The sequence below is a fragment of the Paenibacillus taihuensis genome, from assembly GCF_003386535.1.
In the GTDB taxonomy this organism is placed as follows: Bacteria; Bacillota; Bacilli; order Paenibacillales; family Paenibacillaceae; genus Paenibacillus_Z; species Paenibacillus_Z taihuensis.
The window spans coordinates 14329-37162 of sequence record NZ_QTTN01000027.1; the positions used below are offsets into that span (position 1 = coordinate 14329).

Here is a 22834-nt window from a genome sequence, read left to right on the forward strand (position 1 = left end):
CTAATCTCCCTAACGGCCCATCTAATTCGAATATAAGCCATGTGATACGGGCTCCAAACCCTCTAAAGCGAGCGTCATCTTCCTGCTCGCCCAACCGGAGTCGATCCGGTTTCTTAATTGCTGCCAAGTAGGTATACCCGTTACCGCGTCAAGTTTCTCGACATTGCAAGCCCCGGCACCGACGGCGCTTCTCATCGTATCCGCCATGGACAAGCCGGAATGCCAACCGGCGAGAAAGCCGGCAATCGTACAGTCGCCTGCCCCCGTCGTTCCCGCTACTTCCACGTTGAAGCAAGTCGCATAATACTCTTGTCCCAGCCATTCCGATTGCCAGCTTTCCGGCATTCTTCCTGCGATCTCACGGAAGCGGCTTGCGTCGGCGGTTGTCTTGGCATACAAGCCATGCTCACCAAGCTTAATGGCTACTACGGCAGCTCCCATGGAGATCAACTCATCCGTCAGCGATGCCAACAGCTCCAGAGTTGCGAACGGGATCAATTCCCCTTCGCCGGCTTCGGCAGAAAGATGGTCGTAAACATCTCGGCGAAGCATGTAAACAATCTCGTCAAAGCTTGGCAGAAATAGATCCACATGCGGCAGGGCCCGACTTAATATGGTTCCCCAATCAGCTGCTCCGGCATCCGACGCTGGATCAGGCTTGGCCATGTCAAGAGAAACGGTAGCCCCGCTTGACTTTGCTTTTCGAAGCACGTCCGTGAGCTCCTTGCCCCCTTCCAGGTACATCTCTCTCATCAATGGAGGGTAACCAAAGTGGAACATGCCTGCATGCTTGACTGTATCCTCTACAACATCTGCTGCCTTGAACGTATCATTGGCACCGGTGCAATGCAGAAAAACCCGATCTACGTTCAATGGATTAATAACAATCGTGTACGAGCTTGATTCCCCCTCGGCAACGATCATTGTTTCGGCTAGCTCCGGCGAATAGGAGCGAAGAATATCCTGAATGGCGCGGCCGAACAGATCGTCTCCGATTTTCCCCATTAATCGTACGGAGAAACCAAGCCGGTGCAGCGCCAGCCCCGTATTGGACACGGCACCACCAGTCGACAGCATCACAGGTCCGGTATCCACCAGCTTGCCGGGAACAAGCAGCTCATGCAAAGCTCCCGATGTGGCTTTCAGCTCCGGGATGATGTCAAGACAAATATGTCCGGCAACTACAATGCCCTCATTATGCGAGGCCATATTATCCCTCCCAATTCAGCTTGATTGTTTCTCCTTCTGCTTGTGACTCGAGTGCTGCCGTGAACAGACGATGACTGTCCGCCGCTTCCTCAGGCGTCGCACAGCGGAATGACTGCAACATCTGATCGCCATTAACGATCTCATCACAGAACGCTGCCCACATTTGAAGAATGGAATCCGAAAATCCAAATTCGAAGATGCCTCCGGTAATAGTAGGGTACGCAGACACGTAAGCTACATCCTCTACGTGCCAAGCCTGGCTGCCGCCTGGTTCATAGTTCAGATACGCAATCTGCTTCGGCTGCTTCGTGCTGTACTCCATCGACATTTTTGTGCCGGTCACTCTAATGAACCAAGTATTGGCATGGCCAGGCGCAATGCGCTTCATCGAAAGCATCATCGGGAACTGGCGACCCTGCGATTTGACGTCGCAAGCCAGAATCCCATTATCCCACGTCTCGCAGGAAGCAAAGCCACCTTTGCCATCCGGGCGTTTGTCAACAACCTTGGACAGCAGAGCTCTCACGCTGTTCGGTTTCCAGCCGAAGCGAAGAGGCAGATGAAGCACGTGGAGCCCCAGATCACCCATGCATCCGTATTCACCATTGCTTGCGACGATCCGTTTCCAGTTAATCGGTTTGTTCGGATTCAAATCACTGGAATGCCAGAAACCGGCTTCAACCTCGATAATGTCGCCAAATCGTCCTTCCTCGACCCACTTGCTAATTTGGAACGCACCTGGGAAGAATGGAAACTCAGAAGAGCTTCGAACCACAACGCCAGGGTTTGCGTTTATAGCCTCCATAATCGCATCGTTGGCTGCTTTGTCGATGCCAAATGGCTTCTCGCCAAGCAAATGTTTGCCCGCATTGATGATATCTGAATAAATACGTTCATGAAGGTTGTGCGGAACCGCGCAATACACCGCGTCCACCTCCTCATCAGCAAGCAAATCCTTGTAGTTCGTATAAGAGCGCTTCACAGAAGGAACACTCGTCGTAAACCAGTTGATTGCCGACTGGTTCGCATCGCAGACAGCGACAATTCGAGGTTCAAAGTTTACGTTTGTCAAGTGGCACCATCGTGCTACGGCGCTGGCAAACTCTTTGCCCATCAAGCCGCAACCGATTACGCCAAACCGAATCGTTTTTTTACTCATATCGATTATCCCTCCAAGAGCGACAAGGCGCTGCCTGCGTCTGCACCATCATGTACGATCGCCATAAGAGCCTTCGTCATGCCGGAAGGATTCGGATGCTGAATGACGTTCCGTCCGTAAACGATACCGGAGGCGCCTTGTTCCATCAGTTTAACCGTACGTGTTACGATCTCCTCGTCAGAAGCTCTGCCGCCGCCGCGCACGAGTACAGGAATGCCGGAGGCTGCCTCGATGACCTTGTGGTAATTCTCCACCTCGTCCGTCGGATCTGCTTTAATGACATCGGCGCCCAATTCAACGCCTTGACGAACGAGTGGCATAATTTTATGCAGATCTCCGTCTACCATATAACCGCCTTTCTTATCATTCGGCAGCATAACAAGCGGCTCCACCATAAGCGTCATGCCATATTGCTCGCAAGCCGTCTTCAGCTTCATTACGTTATTAACGCATTGACGGTGAAGCTCCGGTTGGTTTGGAAGCAGCAGTAAATTGACGCATACCGCCACAGCATCCATACGAACAGCGTGCTCCACTGCAGAATCAATCAATTCGCTAAACAGCTTCTCTGGCAGCTTGCTGCCATAAATGTTAGCTGCGTCCGTGCGAAGCACGAGACCTGGCTTTTCTTTGCCCGGAATTTCCTGCAAATGTCTAGCTTGGCCGAGGCTAAGCTGGATACAGTCTGGTCCAGCCTCAACAATGGTTTGAACAGCCTCCTTCATATTCTCGATGCCGCCCAGGAACGAGTATTCGTTAAAAAATCCGTGGTCGATTGCCACATCAAAACATTTGCCCTGCGCGCTGAACATCCGATTTCGTCTTGCTTTTGTCATTTCTCTCTCCCTTTCGCTTCCTTTATTCAGAGCATCAGTTGCGGATTCTTAAAATCACTTCATCTCAATGCCGCGTTCACGAAGCACAAGGTGCGCGTACAGAATAAGACCCGAGCACCACGTGTGAGCCAAACCTAGAATCATGCCCTTCGGTTGGAAGCAGTTCGTATTATAATAACGTTCGGTTACCATGCCCTTATAGGCATTAAAGTCACCATCTTCCCTCGCAATGAACTGCAGAAAGCACAAGAGATGATCTCGCATACGTTCGAAGTAGTAGGAATCTCCCGTAGCGTCAAATAATTGGAGCATTTCAGGCATGCATACCAGACCATAATTATGGAGATGATTATTGGCTGGTGATGCATTGTCTGCCCCTCTGGTGTGATATTCATACCTCGCCAACAACGAATGCTCGGGGAATTTGATATTATAGCTCCACCTGAAGGTCATGGTCCAATCAGCGGCAGAAGCCGCACAACGAAGCCAGTTGGCCTTCTCTTCGCTTTCATCGATTCGATAGAGTGACATATACGCCATCACCGCGTTGTAACCATCCTCCGAAGTCGCGGTCAGATGCACGTCTTCCGGCGCTCCATAGATGTATTCGTCTTCCACGTACGAAATATAAGCTTGCCCCGCGAGCAGTGCCTTCTCCTTATAGCGCGAATCGCCTAGCAGTTCTGCTGCTTCGACTAGAGCCGGAATCCACAATAAACCTCCGGCTCCTTCCCAAACTTCGACAACGCCTGTCTCCACATGGTAATAGGAGCCAAAGTGACCGTCTTCTCGCTGTGCCCGGCACGCAAACTCGAGATTGCTTCTTATGGCCGTCTCCCAAGCAGGATGAGTTCGTCCAGCGTTTCGTTCAAACGACAACGCACGTATCATGAACAAAGTCGCTTCGCTGACCGTCCTCGCCTGAACCCAATGCGGTTTCGGATTCCAGCCTGTGCCCCATCCGTTCTCAAGCGTCCATTCCGGCCAGAACGTGCCAAGCGGCGCGATCCCCGATGCAATCTTGTTCAGCACTCTTCTTCCCGCTTCGTAATAATCTTTGTTGCGATTTTCTGCTCCGTAACGCATAAGAGAATAAGCATAGGGCGCACCGCTTACCCATGCGACGTGCATATGCGGGCGATCCGCCTTGCCCTGCGCACCTGTATTCAACTCCCGGTCGAATGCGATTGTTTCATACAACACATCATACTCCGGTTTGTAATGCCAATTAAACAAACCATAGGCGGTTAATTCAGCTGCCTTAGAGTCGCTCATCCAAGGATTGAGCGGATGCTGCTCTTTGTTCACATCATATAATGAACGAATGAAAGGATCATAGCCATGAAGCTCTGGACCTGCAAGATACATGCGGAAACGGAACGTGAGATCGTCTCCCTTCTCGAATTTCATGCCCGGAATATCTGCGGGCTTCGAGGTTGGGAAACCGTAGAAAACAGCCGGTTCTTCTGTATAAGGAAAATGAAGGCGCAGGAAGGTTTGTCCCTTCCTTCGTCCAAAAGCGACTCCGGCTTGATTTGTACCACCACGGCTTGAGGCAAAGGTTTCTTCCGTAGATATCGCCGTCATCATGCCGTCCGTCCAAACGAGAGCAGCAGGAAGACTGCAGCGGTCTGCCCGGAATGACCAAGCATCGGCTGTCATCGATTCCGCATCATAACAATGCTCCTCATACCTTGGGTAGATACGATGGCAGGAAGGGTCTCGATTGTCTTTGTAGAACATGCCTGGCACCATCCATCGGGGATTACCGCTGTCCTGCACCTCCAGCTGGAACCCTGCCGTAGCATGGACAGGAAACTCTCCAGAGTATACCAGCTTAACGTGCCCTTCCAGGTAAACAGTCCTCGAACCGATCAAGCAGCGGATTGAGGCTGTATAGTGCCAGTCCTCAGCACCGTCTTCGTTGGGATTGAATACGGCTCCAAACAGCTCCAGACTGTCGCCTGGCAGCATAGTATGCCGTTCGCCTTTTTCCCAAGACATGCGCAAGCCGTCTTCGTTTACCCACGACATTCTCCATATCGGAACCTTATGAATATGGTCGAACATGCCGCCTTCACCAAGAATCTGCAAAGGAGCATCCATGGAAACAGTGATCTCTTCCCCGATATTGCGATGAAATCGAATTTCTATGGAACCATCAGGCTTATAAACAGGAGTAAAGGCAGGCAGCGAGTCCAACGCAATACCACTATCATTGATCATCCTCATTTCTTCTCCTCCCCAGTCGCCTTTTCCCAACATTCCTCAGCAAGCTTTTTCATTATGAGCGACGCTTCCCAACGATTCAGGGGCTCCGTGTATACTCCTGTAGCATTCTCTACAGTTATCGCATATGGAGGAGGACCAAGCTCCGTCACAAACGGGAATACCTCGCCAGGTTGCAAATCTTGAAGCCTATGCTTCATGCCTGTTGTCCACCAACGGACAAAATGATTTGTAATTGGCAGTTTGGTAACTCCATCTTTCTCCCAAGGAACTTGTATCTGTTGACTATTGGATATGCGCCCATGAATACAAGAGGTTCTCTCCAGCAGCTTGGCGAAAGCCTGCTCCGCTTCAGCGCCTGGCTCCTGCATCTCTCCGGAAAGAACATAATGAGACAGATCGATAGTTAAACGAAGCGAAGGCAGCGCATTCACGTATTCGACCGTTCGCAGCAAATCCTGTGTTATGCGTCCACGATGCGTTTCCACAAAGAAAGGAAGGGAGGAGACGGCCGCCTCCTCCATCAAACCATCCAGAAGGCGCAAGGCATCATCGCCTACAACAAATGAATCCATAACTTGAGCATTCATGTACAGCGCACCTGCATGTTTCGCCCTGGCCGCCAATTCGCTAATATCACCTCTGCGACCAGGAAAGGCTTGCGTAGCGAAAGATAGACTGTATCGATCCAGAAGTCGGAAATATTCCTTCTCTCGTTCCGGCTCGGGCATATTGTCATAAACGCCTCCATAACCCGCTGCGGAGATTCGTTCCAATTTTTCTTCCAAGCTCCATTCCCGGCCATTCTCACCCAAGCCTTCCATCGACCACATGGCTTGCTGTACGAGCAACCTCATTCCACAGCACTGCCTTCTGATGCTCGTTTGCGCCGTTGCAGCTTCCCTAATACCGCATCACTGTTCGCCGTAGACATGCAGAGGAGTCGCCTGCCATTCTCTCGTTCTTGCTGGCTGATCATGCAAATTTCCTCGCCTTCTTGGGTCACGCTGCCTTCTTTTATCTCGAAGAGACACGTTCGGCACGTTCCGTTTCTGCAGGAATGATTAATTGTTACGCCTTGGCGTAGAGCTGCATCCAGCAGCAGCTCTCCTTGCTTGGCCATGAAGCTCTCGCCCGATTCCAATGTAATCCGATATTCACTCACACGCCATCGCCTCAAATTTCACGATTTTTTGACGCAACTCCGAGAGAAATGGCTCGTAATCCCATCTTTGATGAGCTTGCTCGATCCAAGCATTCCATGTCTCCCTGACTTCATCCTTTAAGTCCTCGAGCTTATCGTTATCTCCTCCAAGACGGTGTAAACACCACTTATAACCATATTGAAGATGGATGCTTTCGTCCGCCCAATCATAGTCGAAGTCTTGCGAGCTGGCTGTGTCGCCCATTTTTTCAAACTTGGCCTTGAACGTGCTTTTGAGTCCCGGGCCGTTCGTTTCGAAATCATGAAGCAAGCATAGAAGCGCAAGCTCGCCCATATGCGATACTGACTCGTAATGGTCTCCGACAACCGGGAAGTCAATGCCCGTCCGGAAGCCCCAAGCCTTCATGCGCTGCTCGCCCATCATACAGTGGCGGGATTCGTCAAAGCACCAGCGAGCCGTTTCCAGATAGAACTCCCAAGGCATGTCATCCCACTTCCAAAGCACCGTTCCCGGCACTTCTGCCGCCCAAATCTCATTGACATGGTTGATACCGCCCCAAATTTGGTGTTCGAGGAACGTATTCCATTCAACCGGGGGCATATGGTAGATTGCCTTGCGGAAACGCGGATCGCGTGCTGGAACGAGCGGAGCGGTATAAGGCTCTCGAACGAGCGCTTCGGAAATACTTACTGGCCCTTTCGATGCTTCCGTTCCGAACAAGCCGCCTATTTCTTGCAGAAGCTCAGACAGCGCCTGTGTTCTTGTATGGTCCTCGTTCGATATAACTTCTGGAAGCGCATCATAGATCGCACGGATTTCGTCCAGTTGGGCGTGTATCTCGGACGAAAATCTTCTCATAAATTCGTAGGTGGGAGCATCGTCAAGAGGATCCGATTCTGTCAGGTAGGTATCATAAGCCTCTGCGAGCGCCTGCTTCGTGACGAAGTAGACTCCAACGATTAATTCCGCATCATTCAAACTGCGGATTAGCTGCTGAAGGTATTGGGTCAAAGCCTCATCATGATCCTGATCGACATCTCTTCTTGGATAACGAAGCTCTAATACGCGTGAGCGCAGCGCGTCCGCACGCAGTGAGTCTTGCCAAATATGGTAAGGAAGCTTCTTTTTGAGCTCCCAATCAGATACGCTGACCAAATATCCGCCTAGCGTTCTCATACATTCTCTCTCGGTGTAATACAGGCGCTTCAGGACTGCGGAAGCGTCATCGACTGCCTTCCGTCCTGCTTCTCCCATAACGATTACTTTCTCTTCCATGCTGTCTCCCCCTAACTCTTGGTCGTCTGATCCAATACCATCTTGAGCGAAATCACTCTACTATTAAACAACCTCTAGATCATCTACAGAGCCCAGGCTTGGATGCGGAGCGTGCGGCTCCAGCTGATACCAGAATGCGGTCGAGCTGATATCATCCCGAAGCGGGTAGTAACGTCCATGCGTACGCCAGCCAAGCGCTTGAATGGTTACTTTCAGCTCTTCTTCGAAACGAATCGGATCCATGACATGCCATCTGTACATCCCGAACCTTTGGTTCGCCCGGTACAAGCCGTCCGGCTTAATGACCTGATGCATGCCTAGAAATGGAGTCGAATACGTCGTGTACTGGTTGTTCATATCCCAGTTCCAAGCCCCTCCGAAATAGTCCTCGGTTCCTGTCCCGCAGATAGTAGGGTATTCGCCGTCGCCGTCTAAATAAAACTTGACCTCGCCTTCTCCCCACCAATTGTTGCTGTTTACCTGCCAAGCCAAGTAAGTGCCTACGTAATGTCCTCTGCCTTTCACACCATCCAGTATAGTGTGAACCTCTTTGAATTTTAAAGGATTGCTGCGTCTCCACTGTGCGTGGAAGTAAGCAGCATCTTCCGGTATTTCCGTTAAGGCGTAGTCAATCTGGTAATAGAGCACCACATTCTCATGGCTCATATTCTCCATTTCGATTCGGGCTGTCTTGCGGAATGGCATTTCCCAATAACAGTTGAAGCCGCCCGCAGGATTCACCGAAATCGGCAGTGAGTTCACGTTGCTTCTCTCGCACCAGCCGTTTGCGAAGAAATCACCGACCGGTACGCGCACAGAGGGCTCCTTCTCATCATCCCAATACATGTTGATCACGAGCGAACGCCAGCGCTCCGGCGGGCAAGTCAGCCATATATGCTGAATGACGCCAGGACCTTCAATTTCTGCCATCGTAAATGTTTGGTTGCCCTCCACCCAGACAGAAGGTGAAATCTTCCATCCAACTCCTAGGTCTCGGGCACAGGATGCTCCTGTGCCTTCTGTAGCCATTGCGCCTTTGCCCTTTTCTCCGGTAAAGTTTTCAGGGCTGATCGATCTTGTTTTGGCATTTGATACACGAGATAAATTGCCAAGTCCCATCCCAAGTCCATTGAAGGTCATATCTTGTCCGCTCCCTTAACCTGTTTGCACAAGTATTGTCATGATTTCTTTTGGTTTGACCTGCACTGTAACAGTATTATTTTCAGTTTGCAGTTCTTCGGTCGGCTGTTCCATCAAATCAGCTTTCCAGGCTCGCGAGATACCCGCGGCCAGAGTCAAGCAAGCGGATGTAGGCACATCCAGAGCATTGTAGAAGCGGACCGCGATTTCGGAGCCGCCAAGACGTTTCTTGACAGCGCTCAAGACAGCGCCATCTCCTTGAAGCATAACGAAGCTTGCTTCTCTCGGAAGTCGCGGCTTGCCTGCGTCTGGATCCGGTCTGCTGAACAAATCACCGATCTCGCTGTCCTGCACCCATGGTCTGCCCGAAGCCCATTTATCTTCTCTAACCGGAACGACATATGATCGCAGTCCGTGATGGTAAGCTTCTGCTTCCCTGGCGAGGATTGCCGCATTGTCAGAAGCGCCGAACGGCCTGAGCGCAAGCTCAAACGTATAGATGCCTTGGCATTGCCCAAGCGGATTGTCATCATTCTCGTGCGGAAGCGGATTTGGACGTCCAAAGATCGTTCCAACGCTTCGGATCAGCGTCAAATCGAGTGCCGTATCAGCTTCAGTAAGCTCATATTCGTGCAATCCCTTATTGTAAACGGCCATGCCTTGCTCCCAGCCTGCCGCTGCCCACTTCCAGTTTGGCTGTGAGTTGGCATTGCGAACGTATTCCTTTCCAGATGAAGCTTCTCGGCGAAGCACGTCGAATTGACCTCCTGCCAAGGTGCCTGGCACCGCATTCGCAATCGGGAACCGAACGCGTAATCGATGATCCTTCGCCGCGTTGTCCAGCTCGATGCGGACATCCAAATGTCTTGCATGCCGGAGCAACCCGAGCATCGCTTTTATGGGATATCCAACCTTGTCTTCCGACCTTGATGCTCCGCCCGTCGCGAGACTCGCCGGCAGCTCCCATTGCCAGCCAATTTCGACTGCTTGGTAGCCCTCAGTCGTAACCGTCGCTTGGACTTGTGCCCTTAACTCGGCGGACGTGAGCGACTTATCACCATGCAAATATTTGAATACGTACAAGTCTCCCGCATCCGCATCGTCTACGAAAATAAGCTGTTGCTCATACGTCTCTCCAGTAATCTTATCAAACAGATTCAGACTCCCATTCGGGTTTACCGTCACACGCAAGAATTCATTCTCCAGCTTGCTTTCTTCATTCTGCGGCGCTTCGAAAGCTGCAGGAAGTTGACTTGGGATAACCTGATAAGAAGTGTAGCCCTGCCCCGGCACCTGCTCCGCGGCAAATCCGATAGTATAACGATCTACCGGCAGTTCCGTGGGTAAGTTAATAGGGCTGAGTCTTTGTTTTCTCGTTTTGGTCTGGCTAATAATTTGATAAGGAACCTCCTCGCCCTTCGCATTAAAGATACGGAACGATTGAACGCTGTCTTTCTCCAGAAAATCAATGCACTGCTCGATCCATCCTGACAATGGCAATGTGGAGGGGTTGAACACGGCGATCAGTTGATCGTCATCTCCCATTCCCTCCTGGTTGATTCCTCTCAGCAGGCTCAGCGCTTGCCGCCGAAGAGTTTCTTCGCCAGCCTCCATCAAAGCCTCAAATCGGTCCATCATATGTTCATGCACCTCGTCTTGGCTGCATCCACAAATGCTGTCGTGGGGATGGTTCTTCATCAGCGATTTCCATAAATACGTGAGATAGGCTTCCGGATAGCTGCCTAAACCGGACATTCTTGCCCAAACCGCAAGCGGTTCGATCCACTTCTCCAACAGATCCTGTGCCTTTACGTTTTCCTGCTTAAGATAAACGCGCGCTGACAGTGTGCCTGCCAGGATGTGATAATCGTCTCCCGCCCTCATCTCGCCTTTCTGAACGGCTGGCGACAAGAGCTCCGCCTCTACTCTCCGGATATGTTCTTCCAGAGTCGTATGGAGAATTTCGACCTCATCGCCAAGTGTTTCACGTAGTCCCTTCAGAATACCGCTTAAGTTCTCCTGCGCTTCCAAATGGTCGACGCCGTTCATCAGCAAATAATTGTTGGTTTGTTTACGTTCGTCGATTTTGGCTTGAATTAGCTTTAATGTTTTAAGCGCCTTGGCTGGATCTTCGGGTATGCGCTGCGCATTGTTGTACCAGTTCGGCATGAAGATCGCCGTTATTCGGCTATCGTCTGCACCCTCCCATAGGAATTCCTGCTCTTGATGGGATTTGAAATTGTCGTAGCCTCTTCCAAACACGACATTGCCGATGCCGAAACCGCGAAGAATTTGCGGGATTTGCGAGATATTGCCGAACTGGTCGGGCAAGTAACCTACCTTCATCTCTTTGTCGATTTGACGAGACATGGTGATGCCTGTCTGCAAATTCCGGATAGTTGCTTCTCCACTTGTCAAATATTCATCATTTTGCAGATACCAAGGCCCTATAAGGATCCTTCCTTCGCGAATTAGCTTCTCCAGACGTTCTTTGTTTTCCGGATGAATTTCGAAATAGTCTTCTAAAACAATGGTCTGACCGTCCAAATGGAATACTTCGAATTCAGGATCAGACTCAAGTAACTCAATCAGCCCGTTGATCAGGTCAACTAGTCTGAAACGGAACTGTTCAAAGGTCAGGTACCATTCCCTGTCCCAGTGGGTATGCGAAATCACGTGAAAGCTTGGTTTCATGGCCAGTCCCTCTCCCTTTTTTTTATCATTTGAGGCTATTCGCCGGCAAAGCTGAATCGAATACTCCGAATTTGTTTCGGCTCGAATGTTACGGTAATGTGCTTGCCCGCATGTTGAATGGATTCCGATTGCCTTTCTTGCAGGTTGGTCATTGCTGCTTGCGCAATAGGATCTTTGAATGTTAGAACAGCCTTTTGAGCTTCCGAAGCCGGATTGTACAGTCTTACAATCCAACCCTTTCCGTCTTCAGCCCGCTTCAGAGCACTAAGTGACAAGTTACCCTCTGTCAATCGAAGGAAGGAGCACGCTTCAACAGGAAGCTTTCCTTGCTTGCCCGGTGTTCCTTGATAATAACGTAAGCCGGCGCGGTAAGCGTCCGCCTGTCGGACAAGTTCACTGTCCGATATTCCTTCATGAATAACGATCGCGTAATTATACGTCATCGAGCGCAGGCACTGCGATCCCGGTGTTTCGAGTGCCGGCCCGGCACCAGCGTTAATCTTCAGCGGATCTGGTGAACCCAGATGCCCGACGGAACGCAGCAACGTCAGAGCCAATGTTCTGGCAGAATCAGAACATATCTCATACTCCGTCAGATCGCCTGACAAGAGAGCAAAGCCCTTGCCATTCTCGGAAACGTCTACGAAGCCATGCATTGGATACGTCGTGGGTGCGTCCTCCACCCACACTTCATCATTGGGTTGCTGGACAAACACCTTACGCTTCACAACGTCGAACTGGGATCCTGCTCTTGATTGATCCGTTTGAACATTCGTCGGGAACAAGACACGCAAGCGATGATCCTTTACGCTATTGACGACAGTCGTTCTTATTTCGACTCGTCTCGTATGTCGCAAGAGCGTCACTTCTGTCTCCACGCTCACTCGATTCTTCTCCTTGGTTCTGGCGTTGCGGTCACCAGTCAGCGACAGAGGAAGGAGCATAGATCGTGAAATGCGAATTATAGCAAAATCCGGTGTATCCGCGATGACGGAGATCGCGCATTCTTCTCCGCCGCCAACAAACACTTCGTCATACAACGGAGGGGAGTAAACGTATCCATCTCCTCGGTCGCCGCCGTCCTCGAGCGTATGTTGTCCCGGATATACACGACCGGAGTGTTTATCTGTCAGATCGAATGTGCCGTCGGAACGAATGTCCACTTTGATCCACTCATTCTCCATTGTTCTAGGCCGAGTGATCAGACTGTTATCCCAAACCTTCGATCTGCGAGTAGGTCTTGCCAATATGGTTGTATAACCTTGAGCTGGCACATACGGCATATAGAAACGAACCTTAGCAGCTTGCCAATATGGAATAAGCGGATGATGATCATAAGCATGTTTGGCAACTGCTCGTTTGCGGCTCTCCAGCACCTGCGAGGGAATCAAAGCACCATCTATACCCCTCAATTCCAGATTTCTGATTTCCTCTCCGTCCGGGAATAAAATGTCCGCTTCTACCATGCCTTCTCCATCCTGTAGTCCGGTATGGAATACATGTATTGGTACCGCACTTTCATCCAAACCTTCTGTGTTAATTTGAGCGCTGATGCCATGCATCGCTTCATAAGCGAGTTGGGTGCTGATTTCCGACGACCATTCGAATCTCGTTTCATTCTGATCATGCACCTCATCAATGCTGCAACCGCAAATGCTATCATGCGGATGGTTCTGCAGCAGATATTTCCATGACTGGCGAAGCAGTTCGTAAGGATAATCAACCCCGCCTATTCGTGATGACCATACTGATAGTGGCTCTGCCCAGCGCTCTAACATTACTTGAGCGCGCTCATTCTGCATCTTCAAATACATGCGCGTCGACATGACATTTGCCAATACGAAGTTATGATGACCCAAAGGTGAATAGTTCGTGCTACGAAGCTCCCCCTGCAACGATTGCAGTTCTTCGCGGTGCGCTTCCCCCTTCACCGCTTGCACATATTGATCCACAGTGCTGTGGATGAAGGTGAACCCTTCGAAATGCTCGTTCATCCACTCCACCATCTCGACAAGATTCTCTTCCGGCATCGTATGATCCGTTCCGTTCATTAAAAGTAGATGCTTAGTTGTATTTCGGACGGTTAATTTATCCAACTCCGTCTTTATACGTTCGAGCATCTCTTCTTTGGCACTAGGCAAAGACAATGCATTACTGTAGCCAGCATGAATCGGCAAATGATTGGCAAGCAATTTACTGCCATCTGCTCCCTGCCATATAAACTCCGATGATTTCTGCTCCGTTCCTTCAGCTCCGCCGTCAATTCCACGCCAGAATACGATGTTATCAATTCCGAATCCTTGCAGGAGCTGCGGCATCTGACTGATGTGCCCGAATATATCCGGCAAATAACCAAGCTTCACCCCTCTCCCGAATTCGTCTGCCATGCTTAAGCCCATCTCAAGGTTGCGAATAATCGACTCCCCGCTTACGAGAAATTCATCCGGCATGACGTACCATGGCCCGACATCGATTTTCTCCTCCGTAATAAGCTTCTTTAGTATTTCCTTATTGGCTGGCTTAATTTCCAAGTAATCTTCAAGGATGATCGTTTGACCGTCGAAATGAAAAGAAGGATAATTTTTGTTTTCTAACAAATACTGCAATCTATCCATGAGCCTAACGAGTCGAATCCGGAAATTCTGATATGATAGATACCATTCTCGATCCCAGTGCGTATGGGGAACGACATGGACGATCATGTCTCCATTCGGTGGTTTCTTCTTGAACGATTTATTCATTTCCGTCCTCCATAAAAGTTGATCTGTGCACTTGTTGCGAATAGAATTAGCCTATAGACAAATGTTAAAATATTTAAAAAGGTGGCAATCGTATGACGGAATCTAGAAGCTATCACCAATTGTCCAAAGAAATTCAACGTTGTCCGCTCGCGTTTGAACTGGGGGCTTTGCATATCGATATCATCAACTTTGAATATGTGCCTCCCGGGCCTTACTGGGTCGTACCCAATCACCAGCATTCATCCTACGAATTCCATTTCATATCCACAGGCAAAGGGTATGTCACGCTCGAAGACAAGACGTTTACCGTAACGAAGAACCAATGTTACTTGACCGGTCCACATGTCTATCATTCTCAAAAAACGGACGAGCATGATCCTATGGACGAATGCTCCTTACAGTGCCAGATTCGCTTGAATGCCAGCGCGCCAAAACATGAGCTGGAGGAAGCCGAGCGAATCCTGAAACTTTTGAACCGTCCTAACGGAAGTAACCATGTCGACACCAACGGATGCATCGGTATTTTTTTTGGCGTGCTGAGAGAAATACAAGAAAAGCGAATCGGCTATCTTATGGCGATCAAACAGCGAATGATGGAACTGTTCATAGCCGCCGTACGCAACTTGCATGGAGATAAACCAAATGAACCTATTGAGCTGCCGATGAATCATTCCGACCACTCAATCGTGCGCCACTGCATATTGTTTCTCGAAGATAATTATCAGAACCAGATTACTCTAGAAGAGGCAGCAGCTTCCATTCACTTCAGTCCCAGACACTTGGGCAGGGTATTTAAAACGATTACCGGTCGGACTGTCCATGAATATTTGATGGCACTACGGCTAAATCGCGCCAGGCAATTACTTGAAGTGAGCGATGAATCACTTGAACAGATTGCACAGGAATGCGGCATTACCAATGGCAGTTACCTAAATACCTTGTTCAAGAAACATTTTGGCATCAGCCCGAATCAGCACCGCAAGAACTGCGTCTTGCAGAAATGCAACGTTAACCCTTAATCCCACTGAACGTAATACCTTGAATAATGTAACGCTGGAAGAACAGGAATAAAGCCATCGGCGGGATCGTGATTAAGGTCAGGATCCCGAACTGAACATTCACCCCGACGCGCCCCATATTTGTTTTATAAATTGCACTGTAAACTGCAGTGGCAATCGGCCAGTTCTCGTTCTTTAGAATCAGAAGGGGCCAGAAGAAATCTTTCCAAACGTAAGTAAAGCCAAAGATGATCAGCGTAGCAATTACCGGCTTCGTCAGAGGAAGCATAATCTGCCAATAAACCCTGAACTCCGAAGCGCCGTCGATTCTCGCAGCTTCGAACAAATCTTTAGGTATGCCGAGGAAGAAGCTGTATAACAAAAATAATCCAAACCCATCGGCAGCTCCTGGCAGCCAATATGCCCAATACGTACCAAGCAGGTTCGTGCCCAATATCGGAAGGCTTTGAAGCGTCAAATAGTTCGGAATCATTAGCACCATGCCCGGTACCATAAGCGTAGCAAGGAAATACAAAATAAAACCTTTCTTGAGAGGAACCTGCAATACCGCCAACGAATAAGCAGCCAGCGTTATGATAATGATTTTGATGATCATAAAGCCACTGAAGAGCAATAGAGTATTCCCCATGTACTTCGCAAAGTTAAGACTTGTCCATGCCTCTATATAATAGGAAAAATGCCACTCGGACGGCAGTAGAGCAGGCGGAAACTGAAGTGCTTCTTTCTCCGTCTTGAACCCATTAAGAACAACCCAGAGTAATGGATATATCATGAATATTGCAACCGCAACCAAGCTTAACACAGACAAGACATATCCTAGCTTGACTGCTGGTCTCTTCATGTCGAAATCGGATATGATGGAACGTCCGCGCATCTTTACAATCCCTCCTGTTTACGGTTAAGCAGCATATAGATAGCGGACAGCGAGGCTAACGTAATAAAGAACAAGGTTCCAAGCGCTGCAGCAGGTCCAAATTTAAAGTAAACGAATGCGTAGCGGTAGATGAGATAAAGAACAGTCAGAGTCGAGTTGTTCGGACCGCCTTCCGTGACAACAAACATGCTTTGAAAGGCTTGCGCTGAACCTATTAATTGCAGGACAAGCAGCACGAGCATCACGTTCTTCATACCTGGAATCGTAATATGAAATATACGTTTCCACACCCCTGCTCCATCAATCTCAGCAGCTTCATACGTTTCCTCCGATATGGCGCCAAGAGCAGCTATATATAAAATCGCCGTCGAACCAAAACCGGCCCAGGTATCCATAAGCACCATTGAGAACATCGACCATGTCCCGCTTGTGATCCATGGAATGCCGTGAATCCCGATATAACCAAGCCAAGTATTCAGCAGACCTTGTGGCTCATACATCCATCTCCAAAGGGTATAGATTGCGATACCTGGCAAAACAGCCGGAATATAAACCGCCATTCGAAAGAAATTCTGGTACCGTCTCATCTCCGCAATCCATACTGCGACAAGAATAGGCAGGAAGTAACCAATAACCAAACCGTATGCCATGTATTTTGTAGTATTCCAAATCGCCTTGCCTAACAGAGGATCATTTAAAACTGTCTTATAATTGTCCATCCCCACGAATACAGGATCCTTCACCAAGTCGTAATTCACAAACCCGATCTTTATTCCCAGATAAATAGGATACCAAAGGAAAATGCCGAAAATCGCCACAGCCGGAATTAGAAACAGCAGGGCTAAAATTTTTTTTCTAGATCGTTGTAAACGTCTCTTGAACGGTCCAACCGTGTCGTAGGGCGCGCTTGGTCGCATCTCCACTCTAATCACTCCTCCCCGTTAATAGCTAGAAGCCCGGTTTGCTGCGCACCCCGGGGCTTCTAGCTTACGGCTATCCAGTATAGCTTGTATTATTTACTGTTGTATGGGTCAAGCACTTGTGTTTGGAAATCATTCGCAACTTTCTTCATCAGCTCTTCAGGGTTTGCGTTCTTGTTAGACAATACGAATTCGATCACGCTTGCTACATCTGTGTACCATGCTTGAGCCTCAACAGGAGGCTCAGGGTGGCCGGATGCGTAAAGCTGGTTATACAGCTCTGTTGGCCATTGTACGAATGTGCCGGGATTCGCATCCCAAATTTCTTTCAGACCCTTGTAAATTTCGGAATTTTCTTTGTAAGGTCTCATCATTACATGAGCCCATACTTCTCCTTTAGACTTTAGTTCAGCCAAGCGCTCTTGCTCGTTCTTGACAGCTTCATCTTTCGTCTCCAGGAATGTTATCCAGTCAAATGCGGCTTGAAGTTTATCTTTATCTGTTACATTTGCGTTAATGATTTCAAAACTTCCGCCTTGAACAGCCTGGCTCTTGCCGCTTGGTCCAACTGGCATTGGCACGATGCCAACTTGATCAGGCTTCATTTTGAATTGATTCATCATCATGGAAACAACCCAATCACCATGCGTAATCATAGCAATTTTGCCGTTACCAAAGTCTGTATTAATGTCAGCCCCGTCCGCAAGCGCATTCGGGTTAAGGACATCATATTTCCAGCGCAAATCTTTGTAGAATTGGAGTGCTTTTACACCAGCATCAGAATCGAATGCCGCTTTTACATTTTTCCCTTCAAATTTCTCGACTTCTCCGCCTGCCTGGTACAAGAAGTTGGACCAGATCCAAGCGGCTGCTCCGCCTTTGCCTGTCGTGCCAAAGCCTGATATGCCCTTCTCACGATTTGTAAGTTTCTTAGCTGTATCGATAAATTGATCCCACGTCCAGCCTGCTTTTGGATAAGGTACGCCAGCTTTGTCAAACAGCGCTTTGTTATACATGATGTTCATTACATAGCTGCCTTTAGGGAAGCCATAACGTTTGCCGTTGAATTCGAATAGCTTGAAAGCATCATCCGAATACTGATCACTGTATTGCCAGTTACGGATCAACTCTGTTAGATCAGCTGCCCAGCCGCGTTCCGCGACGATACGACCCTCGGAAGCAAATACGCCGATAACGTCCGGAGCGCTATTGCCCGCCATCTTAACCGCAAACTCCTGCGCATTGTACTGCCATGTGTCTGGTTTTACTGTTACATTCGGATATTTTTCTTGGAAAGCTTTAATCCGTGCATCGAAATTCGCTCTACCGGTTTTATCCGTTTCTGCCGGATAGCCGCTTACCGTAATGGTTACGGGTTCTTGCTTTACTTCTCCTTCCGAATTATTATTGCTTGTGTTACCTCCGGTGTTACTTGCGTTACCATTCTTGTTGCCGCTGCATGCCGCCAATGAGATAGACAGAATGAGCGTTAATACGATCAGGAAACTTTTCTTCATTAAATTTGACCTCCCACAATCGATTTAAATCATGAAGCGCTTCCTCGTTAGTAGTGCCAAGAAATCGCTTACATGATTAGTATAAAATTTAACTTCTTTAAAAGCCTTTAAGAAATGGACATCAAAAAATGTCTTTTAATTTCCGTCACAATTCAAAAAAACGTTGCAACCACTAAATTGTGTTCGTTTTAAACAAATTAAAACTTCTTAATGAACATAAAATTCGGACATTTTACGATTTCGGACATGAATATTTGTACTTCTTAAACGCATTATTTATTGAATGGTGTTTGAAAAAGTCCTTTCTTTATATAAAAGGGGCTTCAAGAATGATCCTATACAGCAAACTGTTTCTCGAAAATCGTACAACCCTATTGCTCAATCTGTAGTATGCATCTTATTGAAGAACATATTCAGGCCATTTAGTGCTCCCTGTTTTATGGCCCTCTGTAAAATGCAAACGTCTCCCCGTTATCAGGGAGACGTTTGTAATCTTGCATGTTGATGAGACTTACCACTGAATTGATTTAACAATACTCAATGCTTCTCTTTCAGTGAAATGATGTATGAGCGGTATCTTTCCAGCGTTTTCCGAGTTATCCATATTGAATCCTTCGATGACAATCTTCCACTCTCCATGAAAGATATAAATCCAGTACCCATCGAACTCCTTTACAGATATAAGATGGACTGGAACTCCGTTTACATAAACCACCTTATCTGAAACTGCATCGGTAGTATTAAAGTTAAAATGTGGACTTGTTGTAGACCTATAGTTGGCCGTGATTGATACCATCCGATTACTTGTTCTTATTGAGTAATAATACCCAACCACATCTCCCTTTTCCGTGGTAACACTCATTTCACGTCTCATAGCCGTAGGTTCGCCTTTTAAAACTTTTAGTGGAAAAGGAAGCTTTTGACCAACTGCCTGCTCAGCATCATGAAGGGATGAATAACTTGTTGCTGTATCCCATTTTCTTGAACTAGCCCAACCTTCATATACCACAGCATCAGATTCACTATTAACAATGTGGGTATCAATAAACGTGTTGATCGAGGCTCTGACCGAAGGGCTAAGAAGTAAAGTAAGAATCAGCATACCTGCGACTCCGGACGTAATCCAAGTCATGTAGAATCTGCCGGCACTTTTTTTCTTCCGTTTATTCAAAAAACGGTTCGTATGAACTCCCCAGACCTGGTCGAACGTAACCGAAGGTTTTAGATTATCTAATGCATCTACAAAATCTGATTTGGCTTTCATAACATTTCCCCTCCTATTGGACTACGAAACATTTCGTTCTCAGGCAATTGCTTACGGAGTGATGATAATGCCGAATGAAGTCGTGATTTACATGTTCCTAAAGGAATTTGAAGTGAATCTGCAATTTCTCTGAGCTTCAATCCAGAATAGAAATGCATAATGATTACTTCTCTGCTCTTTAGAGGTAGCTGACCAACTTCCTTCCATAGTTCCTTATTTTCAGCTTCCTGAATAACTGAGACTTCTAAACTCTCTTCTTGTGCTCCATCGGGATGAATACCAACGAATGATAACCACCTTTGCTTTCGTAATAAATTACGAGCCGTATTAATGGCTATGCGATGAATCCATGGCTCTATGGGCTTCATTTGATCATAGGTGTGAAAATGTTTGAATACCTTTAAAAAGGTCTCTTGCGTCACATCATCTGCTAAAGCCGCTGATCCAGTTAATAATAGGGCAACGCGAAAGATGTACGCGGAGTAGCTGTTAAAGAGCTCCTCTGCACGTTCTTTGTCGAGTTCTTGATTCAAGCCTCTCTCTCCTCTCTTAATCGTCTTCGCCCTGTATACACTTCCAATGGAAAAAAGGTTCATTTTTAACCTGTCAATTTTGATTTATCAAGGCCTCCACTGAGCTTTCCACACAATTCGACAAAATAATCTATTTTGTGATACTATAATCCTAGTTTTTTTTGTATCGCATAGTATTTTTCATGTGCAATAGTTCTTTTCACACGGAATTGGAGAGTGCGAAATGGTAGTTAATAAAACTGCTTATAACCCTGAAAAGGAAAGATCGAAAAAAGTACTGGATACTGCTAAGAAACTATTGACTGAGAAGAAAAAACAACCCTTTTTCTATAAATATTTTAGATTACATCCCAAAACGAAACCAAGATGGTAAGCATGCAACAATTTTCAAGGTTTTACCAAGAAGCGGAATAAAAGCTGCCGAATTGATCGGCAGCTTTTATTCATTCTTCCTATGGCATAGTGAATATAAGGCTATTGATAATATTCCAGTAAGAGTATATCGTTAGACATAAAACAAACTTAAATCACCTAATATTCTTTACAATATTGGCTTAACACTCATCTCAATTGCTTAAATGCTCGTGTATTAGCTTCCAGTTTCCCTCATTGTCCTTAATAAATACATTTGTGGCTCTACCCCTACCTTGTACAAATTCCCCTTCCAAATAACCTTTATATTCATAGTTGTAAAGACATGATGCGGAATTATTATCTATTGTTAACCATTGGACATTATTAATCGAATACACCTCATCTTTTATCATTCGCCATGCGTTTTCAAAATAATATTGTATTTCGTCCATATTGGTACATCTTTTACCTGTAAACCAATAAATGGCTTCGGGATGAAGTACTTTTCTTACATTTTCAAAATCATGAGTGTTTGTTGCTTTGATATATTGACTAAGTGCTTCCAAATGGTTCAATTCATACCCTCCTTATAATGCCCCTGATAATTACTATGGGGGCCTGAAACAACCACTAAACTATTAAAATATCCGTTGCTGCAGCATGCAATGCAGATTCCCAATCCTCTGAAGGCCGCAGGTCTGTAATAATTGCAGAAACCTCATTAAGCGTAGAAAAAGAGAACAATGCATTTTCACCAAATTTGGTATGGTCCATCACAATAAAGGCATCCTTTGCCTTCTGGATCGCAATACGCTTTATGTCAGCTTCAAGCATGTTTGAATTACTAAATCCATGTTGAAAACTAACACCGGTCGTTCCTAGAAACACCTTATCGAAGGCTAGTTTAGAAATTGACTCTATAGCCGAAGTCCCAGCCATTGCATTAGTTTTACCCAGAAGTACACCTCCGATAACAACTGTGGGAATTTTCTTTTCCCCTAATGCAGCAGCAACGTGAATTGCATTTGTGACGACCGTAATAGACGCTTCCTCAGGCAATGAACGTGCGATCTGAAGAGTCGTGGAACCACTATCAATAAAGATGGATTCCCCTGGCAATATAAGCTTTGCCGCAGTTTGTCCAATCAGTTCTTTCTCAGCCATCCTGAGGCGTGAACGCTCCGCAAGTGCTGTATCTTTGTTATTAAGAACTGCACCACCGTATGTGCGAATCAATACCCCACTTTGCTCGAGCTTCTCCAGATCTCGTCTTAACGTCATATCAGTGACAGAAAACAAATCTTTCATTTCTGTAATCTTTACTTCTCCATCCCTTTGCAATAGCCTAATAATTTGCCTTTGACGTTTCGTACTCGCAGATGACATATCCGTCCTCCAATCAGTTCATAGCTTACATTATAAGTTGGGATTATTTTGAGATCAATAGACAGAATATTTGTTCGTTTAACACATTTTGATTCTATAATTTTTGATACGGTTCTTGCTGCACCGTAAATGTCCTTATATATTACAAGTATCGATTTTCACTTTGTGGCGGGGGAATGAGCTTCAAGGTGGTTTCGGTTATTATCGCAAGCGTACCTTCAGATCCGACTAGAAGTTTTGTAACGTCGTAACCTGCAACATCTTCCATCAATTTACCACCGTTCCTGATTATTTCGCCATTGGGCAAAACAACACCTCAAGACCAATAACGTAGTCCTTCGTTGTTCCATATTTAAGATCGCGAAGATCAACCTACAGGATTCGATTCTAGATTACTCCATTCGGCAAGCTTTGCAGCATCGGTGTTTCGTCATAGGAATTAGATACGCGTGACCCCGTATCAACTTTATAGTATTTCTCGCCACCTATGCTTTGAAGCTGATGTACAATGGATAAGT

18 protein-coding genes and 1 pseudogene are annotated in these 22834 nt (G+C 47.2%); 1 reads left to right on the top strand and 18 read right to left on the bottom strand.

All coding sequences use genetic code 11. The annotated features are described in order from the left end of the window. Positions 1 to 21: 21 nt before the first annotated feature. From A8990_RS20320 to A8990_RS20365, 10 genes are all read right to left on the bottom strand, one after another. Complete coding sequence (locus tag A8990_RS20320; protein ID WP_116190880.1) at positions 22 to 1209, bottom strand: carbohydrate kinase family protein; 1188 nt, start codon at positions 1207 to 1209, stop codon at positions 22 to 24. 1 nt (position 1210) lies between these two features. Further along, the gene (locus tag A8990_RS20325) at positions 1211 to 2368 is read right to left on the bottom strand and encodes a Gfo/Idh/MocA family protein (RefSeq protein WP_116190881.1); all 1158 of its coding nucleotides are present in this window, start codon (positions 2366 to 2368) and stop codon (positions 1211 to 1213) included. 5 nt (positions 2369 to 2373) lie between these two features. Continuing rightward, entirely contained in the window at positions 2374 to 3204 is an 831-nt protein-coding gene (locus A8990_RS20330) for a class I fructose-bisphosphate aldolase (RefSeq protein WP_116190882.1), read from the bottom strand. A 54-nt stretch (positions 3205 to 3258) separates the two neighbouring features. Next, positions 3259 to 5430 carry a hypothetical protein gene (locus A8990_RS20335; RefSeq protein ID WP_116190883.1) on the bottom strand — a complete coding sequence of 724 codons (2172 nt, stop codon included), beginning with the start codon at positions 5428 to 5430 and terminating at the stop codon, positions 3259 to 3261. 2 nt (positions 5431 to 5432) lie between these two features. Further along, positions 5433 to 6257, bottom strand: coding sequence for a sugar phosphate isomerase/epimerase family protein (locus A8990_RS20340; protein ID WP_245996120.1), 825 nt, complete (start codon positions 6255 to 6257; stop codon positions 5433 to 5435). Between the two features lie 29 nt (positions 6258 to 6286). After that, positions 6287 to 6598 carry a 2Fe-2S iron-sulfur cluster-binding protein gene (locus A8990_RS20345; RefSeq protein WP_116190885.1) on the bottom strand — a complete coding sequence of 104 codons (312 nt, stop codon included), beginning with the start codon at positions 6596 to 6598 and terminating at the stop codon, positions 6287 to 6289. Next, the gene (locus tag A8990_RS20350) at positions 6591 to 7874 is read right to left on the bottom strand and encodes a DUF455 family protein (protein ID WP_116190886.1); all 1284 of its coding nucleotides are present in this window, start codon (positions 7872 to 7874) and stop codon (positions 6591 to 6593) included. Before A8990_RS20350 ends, A8990_RS20345 begins: the two co-directional genes overlap by 8 nt. 63 nt (positions 7875 to 7937) lie before the next feature. Then, positions 7938 to 9014 carry a glycoside hydrolase family 172 protein gene (locus tag A8990_RS20355; protein WP_116190887.1) on the bottom strand — a complete coding sequence of 359 codons (1077 nt, stop codon included), beginning with the start codon at positions 9012 to 9014 and terminating at the stop codon, positions 7938 to 7940. A gap of 15 nt (positions 9015 to 9029) precedes the next feature. Next, positions 9030 to 11708, bottom strand: coding sequence for an alpha-mannosidase (locus A8990_RS20360; RefSeq protein ID WP_116190888.1), 2679 nt, complete (start codon positions 11706 to 11708; stop codon positions 9030 to 9032). A 35-nt stretch (positions 11709 to 11743) separates the two neighbouring features. Further along, positions 11744 to 14449, bottom strand: a complete 2706-nt coding sequence (locus A8990_RS20365; protein ID WP_116190889.1) for an alpha-mannosidase — start codon at positions 14447 to 14449, stop codon at positions 11744 to 11746. Positions 14450 to 14541: 92 nt separating this feature from the next. Between A8990_RS20365 and A8990_RS20370 the strand changes: the two genes are divergently transcribed. After that, on the top strand, positions 14542 to 15468 hold the full coding sequence (locus A8990_RS20370) for an AraC family transcriptional regulator (protein WP_116190890.1): 927 nt from the start codon (positions 14542 to 14544) through the stop codon (positions 15466 to 15468). Here the strand turns inward: A8990_RS20370 and A8990_RS20375 are convergent. The 8 genes and pseudogenes from A8990_RS20375 to A8990_RS32780 form a co-directional block, all read right to left on the bottom strand. After that, positions 15458 to 16342, bottom strand: coding sequence for a carbohydrate ABC transporter permease (locus A8990_RS20375; RefSeq protein WP_116190891.1), 885 nt, complete (start codon positions 16340 to 16342; stop codon positions 15458 to 15460). The genes A8990_RS20370 and A8990_RS20375 overlap by 11 nt on opposite strands. 2 nt (positions 16343 to 16344) lie before the next feature. After that, positions 16345 to 17259 carry a carbohydrate ABC transporter permease gene (locus tag A8990_RS20380; RefSeq protein WP_245996127.1) on the bottom strand — a complete coding sequence of 305 codons (915 nt, stop codon included), beginning with the start codon at positions 17257 to 17259 and terminating at the stop codon, positions 16345 to 16347. A 95-nt stretch (positions 17260 to 17354) separates the two neighbouring features. Beyond that, entirely contained in the window at positions 17355 to 18779 is a 1425-nt protein-coding gene (locus A8990_RS20385) for an ABC transporter substrate-binding protein (RefSeq protein ID WP_116190893.1), read from the bottom strand. 511 nt (positions 18780 to 19290) lie between these two features. Further along, a complete protein-coding gene (locus tag A8990_RS20390; RefSeq protein WP_116190894.1) occupies positions 19291 to 20043 on the bottom strand; it encodes a hypothetical protein in 753 nt (250 codons plus the stop codon). Beyond that, a complete protein-coding gene (locus A8990_RS20395; RefSeq protein ID WP_245996121.1) occupies positions 20040 to 20576 on the bottom strand; it encodes an RNA polymerase sigma factor in 537 nt (178 codons plus the stop codon). The genes A8990_RS20390 and A8990_RS20395 overlap by 4 nt, the downstream gene beginning before the upstream one ends. A gap of 566 nt (positions 20577 to 21142) precedes the next feature. Beyond that, on the bottom strand, positions 21143 to 21505 hold the full coding sequence (locus tag A8990_RS20400; RefSeq protein WP_116190896.1) for a YybH family protein: 363 nt from the start codon (positions 21503 to 21505) through the stop codon (positions 21143 to 21145). A gap of 55 nt (positions 21506 to 21560) precedes the next feature. Continuing rightward, positions 21561 to 22316 carry a DeoR/GlpR family DNA-binding transcription regulator gene (locus A8990_RS20405; protein ID WP_116190897.1) on the bottom strand — a complete coding sequence of 252 codons (756 nt, stop codon included), beginning with the start codon at positions 22314 to 22316 and terminating at the stop codon, positions 21561 to 21563. A 71-nt stretch (positions 22317 to 22387) separates the two neighbouring features. Then, positions 22388 to 22682, bottom strand: a pseudogene (locus A8990_RS32780) (FAD-binding oxidoreductase); the annotation flags it as partial. Between the last annotated feature and the right edge of the window lie 152 nt (positions 22683 to 22834).

Coding starts and splice junctions, on each gene's coding strand:
- A8990_RS20320 (WP_116190880.1), bottom strand. CDS start 1,209: ATGGCCTCGCATAATGAGGGCATTGTAGTTGCCGGACATATTTGTCTT.
- A8990_RS20325 (WP_116190881.1), bottom strand. CDS start 2,368: ATGAGTAAAAAAACGATTCGGTTTGGCGTAATCGGTTGCGGCTTGATG.
- A8990_RS20330 (WP_116190882.1), bottom strand. CDS start 3,204: ATGACAAAAGCAAGACGAAATCGGATGTTCAGCGCGCAGGGCAAATGT.
- A8990_RS20335 (WP_116190883.1), bottom strand. CDS start 5,430: ATGATCAATGATAGTGGTATTGCGTTGGACTCGCTGCCTGCCTTTACT.
- A8990_RS20340 (WP_245996120.1), bottom strand. CDS start 6,257: ATGGAAGGCTTGGGTGAGAATGGCCGGGAATGGAGCTTGGAAGAAAAA.
- A8990_RS20350 (WP_116190886.1), bottom strand. CDS start 7,874: ATGGAAGAGAAAGTAATCGTTATGGGAGAAGCAGGACGGAAGGCAGTC.
- A8990_RS20355 (WP_116190887.1), bottom strand. CDS start 9,014: ATGACCTTCAATGGACTTGGGATGGGACTTGGCAATTTATCTCGTGTA.
- A8990_RS20360 (WP_116190888.1), bottom strand. CDS start 11,708: ATGAAACCAAGCTTTCACGTGATTTCGCATACCCACTGGGACAGGGAA.
- A8990_RS20365 (WP_116190889.1), bottom strand. CDS start 14,449: ATGAATAAATCGTTCAAGAAGAAACCACCGAATGGAGACATGATCGTC.
- A8990_RS20370 (WP_116190890.1), top strand. CDS start 14,542: ATGACGGAATCTAGAAGCTATCACCAATTGTCCAAAGAAATTCAACGT.
- A8990_RS20375 (WP_116190891.1), bottom strand. CDS start 16,342: ATGCGCGGACGTTCCATCATATCCGATTTCGACATGAAGAGACCAGCA.
- A8990_RS20380 (WP_245996127.1), bottom strand. CDS start 17,259: ATGCGACCAAGCGCGCCCTACGACACGGTTGGACCGTTCAAGAGACGT.
- A8990_RS20385 (WP_116190893.1), bottom strand. CDS start 18,779: ATGAAGAAAAGTTTCCTGATCGTATTAACGCTCATTCTGTCTATCTCA.
- A8990_RS20390 (WP_116190894.1), bottom strand. CDS start 20,043: ATGAAAGCCAAATCAGATTTTGTAGATGCATTAGATAATCTAAAACCT.
- A8990_RS20405 (WP_116190897.1), bottom strand. CDS start 22,316: ATGTCATCTGCGAGTACGAAACGTCAAAGGCAAATTATTAGGCTATTG.